This window comes from Bacteroidota bacterium, assembly GCA_034439655.1.
In the GTDB taxonomy this organism is placed as follows: Bacteria; Bacteroidota; Bacteroidia; order UKL13-3; family UKL13-3; genus CANJUD01.
Genome location: JAWXAU010000022.1, coordinates 1 through 8701, shown reverse-complemented (window position 1 = coordinate 8701; position 8701 = coordinate 1). Strand labels below are relative to the sequence as shown.

At 37.1% G+C, this 8701-nt stretch carries 8 protein-coding genes; 1 reads left to right on the top strand and 7 read right to left on the bottom strand.

Annotated elements, in window-relative coordinates:
* Positions 1 to 509 precede the first annotated feature (509 nt).
* The 7 genes from SGJ10_01540 to SGJ10_01510 all read right to left on the bottom strand — a co-directional run bounded on the left by SGJ10_01540 (position 510) and on the right by SGJ10_01510 (position 5391).
* Complete coding sequence (locus tag SGJ10_01540; GenBank protein MDZ4756807.1) at positions 510 to 848, bottom strand: MGMT family protein; 339 nt, start codon at positions 846 to 848, stop codon at positions 510 to 512.
* Between the two features lie 78 nt (positions 849 to 926).
* The gene (locus SGJ10_01535; protein ID MDZ4756806.1) at positions 927 to 1655 is read right to left on the bottom strand and encodes an energy transducer TonB; all 729 of its coding nucleotides are present in this window, start codon (positions 1653 to 1655) and stop codon (positions 927 to 929) included.
* Between the two features lie 18 nt (positions 1656 to 1673).
* Complete coding sequence (trmD, locus tag SGJ10_01530; protein ID MDZ4756805.1) at positions 1674 to 2351, bottom strand: tRNA (guanosine(37)-N1)-methyltransferase TrmD; 678 nt, start codon at positions 2349 to 2351, stop codon at positions 1674 to 1676.
* Positions 2352 to 2358: 7 nt separating this feature from the next.
* Positions 2359 to 2868 carry a PRC-barrel domain-containing protein gene (locus SGJ10_01525; protein MDZ4756804.1) on the bottom strand — a complete coding sequence of 170 codons (510 nt, stop codon included), beginning with the start codon at positions 2866 to 2868 and terminating at the stop codon, positions 2359 to 2361.
* A gap of 8 nt (positions 2869 to 2876) precedes the next feature.
* Positions 2877 to 3662: a 30S ribosomal protein S16 gene (locus SGJ10_01520; protein ID MDZ4756803.1), complete on the bottom strand. Its 786-nt coding sequence runs from the start codon at positions 3660 to 3662 to the stop codon at positions 2877 to 2879.
* 255 nt (positions 3663 to 3917) lie between these two features.
* The gene (locus tag SGJ10_01515) at positions 3918 to 4832 is read right to left on the bottom strand and encodes a PfkB family carbohydrate kinase (protein ID MDZ4756802.1); all 915 of its coding nucleotides are present in this window, start codon (positions 4830 to 4832) and stop codon (positions 3918 to 3920) included.
* A gap of 103 nt (positions 4833 to 4935) precedes the next feature.
* The gene (locus tag SGJ10_01510) at positions 4936 to 5391 is read right to left on the bottom strand and encodes a hypothetical protein (protein ID MDZ4756801.1); all 456 of its coding nucleotides are present in this window, start codon (positions 5389 to 5391) and stop codon (positions 4936 to 4938) included.
* 180 nt (positions 5392 to 5571) lie between these two features.
* Here SGJ10_01510 and SGJ10_01505 point away from each other — a divergent pair, with 180 nt between their 5' ends.
* Positions 5572 to 8484 (top strand): insulinase family protein, encoded by a 2913-nt coding sequence (locus SGJ10_01505; protein MDZ4756800.1) that lies wholly within the window; start codon positions 5572 to 5574, stop codon positions 8482 to 8484.
* The last annotated feature ends 217 nt before the right edge of the window (positions 8485 to 8701 follow it).

Sequence of the window (8701 nt, the reverse complement as noted above, 5' to 3'; positions counted from 1 at the left end):
ATTTGTCAAAAGAAAATCTGTAGTACACAATTATGAACTCAAAACAAAAGAAACCCTTGTTCACAGCCAATCTTCACCCTAATAGCTGCAACTTGGGTTAATGTTCTTTTGAATTGAAAAAGAACCGAAATCCCATTATGAAAACAAAAATCCTCATCACAATTCTAGCAGCATTTGCTTTTAAGTTTTGTGAGGGGCAATCTTATTTTACAAAGTATGATAGTGCTAAAAGTAATACCGAAACTCAATATATAGTAGTCCAAAAGAAAGGGACTCAATATATAATAGTCCAAAAGAAAGGGACTAATCCCGAATGCTTTCGGGATGTAGTTCGGCATTGCCATTTAAAAACTAAATCCGCCACAGGCGGAGGACTATTTTAGTTTAAGAATTGGTATTATTTCCGTGATGAAAAAGAGGGTGTATTTAAATTTGAACGTTAGGCTGATTTGGCAAATTCGCTATTAGCGACGCAGGCAAAGTTGTCAAAATCTGTGCATGTACGGTTATCACAACTCCAACTCGCTCCTCGGGTTCCAAAATACTTTTTCAAAATTTTGTATTTGGTTTTGGATAACTATAATGCCTTCTTTTTCCAAAGCTTTTTGCATCGCATTTTCTTCAGGAAAATGGTGTTTGCCTGTGAGCAATCCATTGCGGTTTACGACGCGATGTGCAGGCACAAATTCTTTTTCGGAGTGGCAGCTATTCATGGCCCAGCCTACCATACGGCTACTTTGGGCACTGCCCAAATATTTGGCAATTGCACCATAAGAAGTAACACGGCCTTTGGGAATTAGTCGGGCTACTTTATATACTTGTTTGAAGAAGGATTCGTCTGCGGCCATGATATATATAATAGTTTTTAGTTGGTGGGGGTCCCGATAGGAATTGGGACAACCAAGGACAATTTTTATTATTATAGTTTATTCAATATTAAAATTGACAGGTAATACATAACTCATCTTTACTTTTTTGTTATCCATAACAGCAGGCATCCAGCATTTGCCAAGGGATTCTATAATCCGTATTCCCTCAGTTTCAAATTCTGTATTTTTAACATTCATAACTCTTACGTCAATGGTATTACCTAAAGTGTCTATCATAAAATATACTTTTATAGCTGCGGTTTCTTTTTTGTCCCACATTCTTTTTGGATATAATACATCGTTTTTAATTGTATTATACAAATTGCTTATGCCGCCTATAGCTCTTGCTACTTGGGTGTTTTCATTCATTTTAAATTTTAAATAGGGAAATTGTTTTTGTTCCTCCAAAGTATCATAATATAATAAGGAGTCATTGCTGTGATTGTACTTCTGTACCAAATTCCCCTTAAAACTATAATACTCCCAAACTCCAACTTTGCTTCCATTATCATAATAGCCTTTTGCGATGCGTATTTTATTTAGAGAATAATATTCCCATAAACTATCTTTTTGATTGTACTTATAAAAGCCTTTTTCAATTAATATATTATTTTTCTTTTTTGAGTACTTCCCATGTTTTATATGAGAATTAAATTCAAAAACAGCAAATTTTTCAGCAAGGTTATTGGGCTTGACAGAATTTACTTTGAGGGTTTTGGTTTTTTGCCCCGCACAGATATTGATTAAAAAACAAGTGAGAATAAATATATATAATAGTTTTTTCATTATATAGTTTTATTGTTATTAATCTTTCATCATCTCAGGTCGACGAAGTTTGGTACGCTCTATAGCTTGCTCGTGTCGCCAGTTTTCGATGTTGGCAGTATGGCCGCTCAATAATACTTCGGGCACGCCAATGCCACGCCACACAGCAGGGCGGGTGTATACAGGAGGCGATAATAATCCATCCTGAAAACTATCTTCCAATGCTGATTGCTCATCGCCTATTACACCTGGTATTAATCGAACGATTGCATCGGTTACAATTGCAGCAGCAAGTTCGCCACCTGTAATTACATAATCGCCAATAGAAATTTCTTTGGTGATATATGTTTGTCTTATGCGTTCATCAATACCTTTATAATGTCCGCAAATTATGAGTAAATTTTTTTTAAGAGAAAAAGTATTGGCGGTGGATTGGTTAAACAATTCCCCATCGGGCGTCATTAATATAATGTCATCATACTCCCTTTCAGCTTTCAGATGATCGATACATTTGGCAATCGGTTCGGCCATCATTACCATTCCCGCACCACCGCCGAACTGTGTATCATCGGCCTGACGGTGTTTCCCCTCAGCATAATCACGGATATTACATATATTTATTGAAACTAGATTTTTATCTTTTGCACGTTTTATGATACTGTGGTTAAAGGGACTTTCTAATAAGTCGGGCACCAATGATAATATATCGATATGCAAAGACATGTTAATTGTTTTTGTAGAATTCAAGTAATCCTTCAGGGATATGCAAATGTAAAATTTTATTTGCTTCGTCGATACCCAAAAGTGTTTCGTGGTTCATGGGTAAGAGTACTTCTTTTCCGTCAATAATTACTTTGGCAAGGAATTGATTGTAATTTACGATTTCAGAAACGGTTCCTACATTTTTTTCGTCTTGGTCTATTACCGTATAACCGTTCAGTTTTTGCAAATCATCAACTTCAACCGTTACATATTTTTCTTCGGCAAATATTTTTCTACCAACTAGTTCAGCGGCTTTTTGTTCCCCATCAATATCCTCAAATTGTATAATAAGTTGATTGGGTTGTTCCTGAAAAGAGCTAAAAAAAAAAGGGACTGGTTTGTTTGCATATTCTACAAACAATACCAGTCCCTTAGGTTTCTTAATTAATGTATTTGGATTGAGGGATATTTTAATTTGTCCCTTGTAGCCGTGTACACGGCTCACATGCCCTATATGTACAAGGTTCTCCAAGTAATAAATTATTCAGCGGGTTTTTCTTCTTCTGCTGGGGTAGCATCAGAAGCAGGTTCAATTGGTGCTTCGGCAACTGGCTCAGCAACGGCTTCTTCAGCAACAACTTCAGCAGGAGTTTCAGCAACTGGCTCAGCAACGGCTTCTTCAGCAACAACTTCAGCAGGAGTTTCAGCAACTGGTTCAGCAGGAGCTTCGGCAACAACTTCAGCAGGAGTTTCGGCAACTGGTTCAGCAGCGACTTCAGGGGCAGCATCAGCAGGTGCATCAGCAACGGCTTCAACTTTTTCTTCAGCAGGAGCATCGGCAGCGGCTTGTTCAGCATCGGCAGCCATAGCGGCATTGCGTTTCGCTACAAGAGCTTTTTCACGAGACTCTTTCACTTTTGTTTCTGCTTCCATCGCCGATTTGGCTTTGTCTTTACCTACAGAAGCCAAGGTGTCGCGTTTGCTTGCAACTTTGTTTTCTTTTTCTTCGAGCCAAACTGCATATTTCGTGTCAGCTTGTTCTTGGGTTAAGGCTCCTTTGTTTACACCTTTTTGAAGGTGAAGTTTCATCATAGCTCCTTTATAAGAAAGGATAGCTCTGGTAGTGTCGGTTGGTTGTGCACCTTTTTGCATCCAGTCAACAGTTTTGTCGACATTTAGCTCAATGGTAGCGGGGTTGGTATTGGGGTTATAACGTCCCAATAATTCAATGAATTTACCATCCCTCGGAGCACGTGAGTCAGCCGCCACAATGTGGTAGAACGGATACTTTTTGCGTCCGTGTCTTTGTAATCTGATTTTTAACATATAATTGTTTAGTGTTTTTAATCCTTTTGCTCTCCTCACAAAAGGGCAGCAAATATGGGCATTTTTCGTGGATAAAAAAAGCACAATTTTTAATTTTTTTTTGATTGGTGACAAGTGATTGGTGAGGACACCAACCACTGACAAAAACATTCGGGGAACCGCAGACAAAAAGGTCGTCCCGATGGGACTATGATACGCTGTAATTCTCTGACTTACCAAAAAGTCGTGCCGCTGGAACTAGCAGATACGTTAAAATTATATTTGAAAGTGTGAGAGTTTGGCAAATTCGGCAACCCTTTCTGCAATGATATCTTGGGTAAGGTTAAGCAAATTCTCGGTACCAAATTTTTCTACGCAAAACGAGGCCATGGCCGAACCATATATCACCGCACGTTTCATGTTTTCAAAACTGAGATCTCCAGTTTTTGCTAAGTGACCAATAAAGCCACCGGCAAAAGTATCGCCTGCACCAGTAGGGTCAGTAACCTGTTCGAGTAATAATCCAGGGGCAAAGAATAAATTCTCGCCATGGAATAATAATGCACCATGCTCACCTTTTTTAATAATCAAATATTGTGGTCCCATTTGGCGGATAATGCGTGCAGCTTTCAGCAGCGAGTGCTCACCACTTAGTTGGCGGGCTTCTTCATCGTTGATGGTGAGTACATCCACCATTTTAATAGTTTCTTTCAAATCGTCGAGGGCAATTTCCATCCAAAAATTCATTGTGTCCATTACTACTAGTTTAGGACGTTTATTTAATCTTTCCAGAACAGTTTGTTGAATTTTGGGTGTGAGGTTGCCGAGCATTAGATATTCCGCATTTTTATATGCTTCAGGAATAACGGGGTCAAAATTGGCAAGAACATTTAGTTCGGTGGCTAAGGTATCTCTACCATTCATATCCTTGTGATAGCGGCCATGCCAAAAGAAAGATTTTTCACCATGCTTAATTTGCAGCCCTTCTATGTCGATGCCCCTGCTTTTAAAATGTTCAATGTCGGCCAATGGGAAATCGTCGCCCACAACACCCACAAGTTGAACGTCTTTTGTAAAATAACTTGCACACAAACTTATATAGGTGGCGGCTCCGCCTACAATTTTGTCCGTACTTCCAAATGGTGTTTCAATGGCATCGAAGGCTACACTACCTACTACTAATAAACTCATAATATTTTTATATTGATTTTTTTTGAGCCGCAAAGAACCGAACAAAAAGGTCAAAAAAAAAGTCGCCATTTTTTGTGGCGACTTTTTTAGGGGGAGAAAAAAATTATTTGGTGATTGCTAAAGTATAAGTAGCATTAGTTTTAGCTACACCTGAATTGGTATAAGGGTTCGATTCATTAGTCCACACTTGTTTTTCAGACGAGTGGTCAGCGGCAATATCAAATGTCCATTGGTTAACAAGGCCACTTTGATCCTTAACTAGCAAGGATATATGGGCATCATCATTATACCAATCAGTAATTGAATAAACTGCGATGTCTCCATTTGCATTGCTGGGATCGTTGAATGTTCCTGTACCGTCCGACTTTAACTCAACACTACCTTTAGCTGCCACATTGTATGTTTGCGATGGGAGTACCACATTATTGTAAGTGTATTTATAATCTTTAGATGAAATGGTCCATTTGCCAGTCATTTGTTTGGTAAGTTTTTTTGTTTTGCTACAAGAAGCAAAAACTACAGCGACAATGGTTAGAATTGTTAATAATTTTTTAGTCATAATTTTTGATTTTTTAAGGGATTCTTGAATTGAAAATTTCATGATGATATTTATTTTTTGTTTAATTTGTGTGCGAATATAAGAACATTTTGATTGCTGTAAATGCTGCATGCAAAAATATATTTTTTATAAAAGGTCGAAACGGGTTAATTTGCGGCACTTTTTTAATAAAACAATCCCATGAAAAAATTTAGTTTAGTTTTTACGTTTTTGGTTATCCTGTCACAAGCATTTGCCCAAAGTTATACCTTTCAAACATTTCCCAACGATCCCTATAAAATAAGGAAATATACTTTAAGCAACGGTCTTACTGTGTTTTTGGGTGTAAACAAAAAGGAACCACGGGTTGAGACCATGATTGCGGTGAAAGCGGGTTCAAAAACAGACCCTTCGAACAATACAGGATTGGCTCATTACTTGGAACACTTGATGTTTAAGGGCACCGAGAACTATGGCACGGTGAATTATGGTTTAGAGAGAGATTTGATACAAGCTATCGAAGAGCACTATGCTATTTATAACTCAAGTAAAGATTCAGCTTTTCGCAAACAAATATATAAAGTGATTGACTCATTGTCTATTACCGCATCAAGATTTGCCATTGCAAATGAATATGATAATATGATGCAAAATTTAGGGGCTAGTGGTACCAATGCGTTTACAAGCGACGAGATGACAGTATATATAAACAATGTGCCTTCTAATAATTTAGATAAGTGGTTAAATATAGAAGGCGAACGATTCCGCAATCCTGTATTTAGATTGTTTCACACAGAGTTAGAAGCTGTGTACGAAGAAAAAAACATTGGTTTGGACAACGATAACCGCAAAGCCGAAGAAGCTTTGATGGCTGGTTTATTCAAGATTCACCCTTATGGAACACAAACGACCATCGGAACTGTTGAGCATTTGAAAAATCCGAGTTTAAAAGCCATTCGCGATTACTATAATAAAAATTATTGCCCCAATAATATGGGCATCATCATGGTAGGAGATATAGATCCGGATGCAACCATAAAGCTCATCGACAAGTATTTCTCCTATATGAAACCAGGTCAAATACCGCCGCTCAAGTTCCCAGAGGATGCATATTTGAGTAAGCCAGAACTTAAGATTGTAACTGGCCCGGATGCAAGTTTTCTTAAAATGGGTTATCGTACACCGGGTGCTGGCACACGTGAGGCTATGATTTTGGATTTGACCGCTGCTTTATTATACAATGGTACTTCAGGTATTTTAGAACTTGATTTGGTGAAACAACAAAAAGTTCAAAGTTTAACATTGAGTGTAAATACATTGATGGACTACAGTGTGATGGAAATAATGGCGAAACCGAAAACGCTTAGTCCAGGCAATGAGTTACCTATAATTATAGATATGAGTCGCGAAATATATCTGAGCATACAAAAAATAGCAAAAGGTGAATTTGATGAAAAATTGATTAAATCAGTTTTGGCAAATAAAAGAGTAGAACTAATGCACAAACAACTTGATAGTCGTTCCGTTTCTTTTGATGTTCTTGATGCTTTTGTAACCGAGGTTGAATGGAGTAAATATTATAGCAAACTTGATGAAATGGGTAAAGTGACCAAACAAGAGATCGTGGATTTTGCCAAGAAATATTTGGGCGAGGGTTATGTTACCGTTATTAAGGTAAGAGGTACTGATACTACTATCAAAAAAGTAGATAAGCCACAAATAACTGCTGTCGAAACCAATGCAGGTCAGCAGTCGGATTTTACGAAAAAAATATTGGAAATACCATCGCCAACTATTAGTCCAGTATTTGCTGAATTAAAAGATAAAATAATGGAAACAAAATTAAAAAGTGGGATACAACTTAGCGTGGTGCAAAATACAAAGAATGAATTATTCAATCTCACCATTACTTGGGATATTGGCAAGCTTAATTTTAAAGCATTGCCTTTGGCACTAGGCTACCTTAAATATTTGGGCACTGAAAAACATTCATCGGAAGAAATGGCCAAGAACTTTTATGATATTGCATGTGAATATAATTTTGGTGCTACAGATAGGCAAACCTATATAAACATATCAGGACTCAATGAAAATTTTGATAAAGCTTTGTCGCTTGTAGAGGACTTGTTTACAAACCCTAAAGTTGATAAGGAGAAATATTTAGAGTATCTGAATATTGTGCGAAAAACCAGAATAGACAATAAACAAAATAAACGCTTAATTAATCAGGGGCTTACTAACCTAGCACTATATGGGCCCATCAATCCATTCAGTTTTAACTTAAATCATACGGAGTTAGAAAAACAAACGCCCGAGGAATTACTCAAATTAGTGAAAATAATTTTCAACTTCCGACCACATATAGATTATTATGGCCCTGAAAAAATAAAAAAGATTGGTAAAAAGATAGATAAACTTCATTATACTACAGGGAAGTTTGATTCAGTTCCCCCTCCTTTCCGTTTCATGAGGGTATTTTTGCCTCAGAACAAAGTATTATTTGTAGATTATGATATGGTTCAAGCCGAATTGCAATGGGTTCGAAACAGCACGCCTTATGATGCCCAGCAAACGCCTATTATCAATATGTTCAACGAGTATTATGGTGGCGGAATGGGATCGGTCGTGTTTCAAACAATTCGCGAATCGAAAGCATTGGCATATTCATGTTATATGGTTAGCAGACAGCCCGAGTATAAAGACCAACATTTTTATATTAATGCATATATAGGAACACAGGCTGATAAAATGCCCGAGGCAATTAACTCAATGAACGAGCTTATCAAAACAATGCCTGAGACGGATCAATTATTAATATCAGCAAAAGCATCAATTATGTCGCAGATTGAAAGTGAACGGTATGATGAAGAAGATTTATTGGCTCTTAAAAACAAATTGACCAAACTGGGCCTCACCGAGGATTCTCGCAAACTTATTTATGAAAAAATAAAAGAGCTTAGCTTTACAGATTTGCAGAATTATTTTAAAAAGGAAATAAATATACAAGGGTATACCTTATGTGTGGTAGGCTCAAAAAATAAAATACAAATGCCTGAACTAATTAAATTTGGACAGATAACTGATGTGAATTTGGAAATGTTATTTGGATATTGATTTTTAGGTAAAGAGATTCTGAAACAAGTTTAGAAAGACGTCGTTAAAAAAGCAGTATATCAACAAAAGGTATGCTGCTTTTTTATTATATATTATAAAACTTTCCAAAGTTATAACGTTATACCGAAACTCAATATATAATAGTCCAAAAGAAAGGGACTAATCCCCCCGCATCCCGATAATTATCGGGATTAAGCGGGGCTTTCGGGATGTAGTT

What these genes read in the sequence shown, in the direction of transcription:
- SGJ10_01515 (MDZ4756802.1), bottom strand. Translation starts at nt 4,832, where the DNA reads ATGAGTTTATTAGTAGTAGGTAGTGTAGCCTTCGATGCCATTGAAACA.
- SGJ10_01510 (MDZ4756801.1), bottom strand. Translation starts at nt 5,391, where the DNA reads ATGACTAAAAAATTATTAACAATTCTAACCATTGTCGCTGTAGTTTTT.
- SGJ10_01535 (MDZ4756806.1), bottom strand. Translation starts at nt 1,655, where the DNA reads ATGAAAAAACTATTATATATATTTATTCTCACTTGTTTTTTAATCAAT.
- SGJ10_01520 (MDZ4756803.1), bottom strand. Translation starts at nt 3,662, where the DNA reads ATGTTAAAAATCAGATTACAAAGACACGGACGCAAAAAGTATCCGTTC.
- SGJ10_01540 (MDZ4756807.1), bottom strand. Translation starts at nt 848, where the DNA reads ATGGCCGCAGACGAATCCTTCTTCAAACAAGTATATAAAGTAGCCCGA.
- SGJ10_01505 (MDZ4756800.1), top strand. Translation starts at nt 5,572, where the DNA reads ATGAAAAAATTTAGTTTAGTTTTTACGTTTTTGGTTATCCTGTCACAA.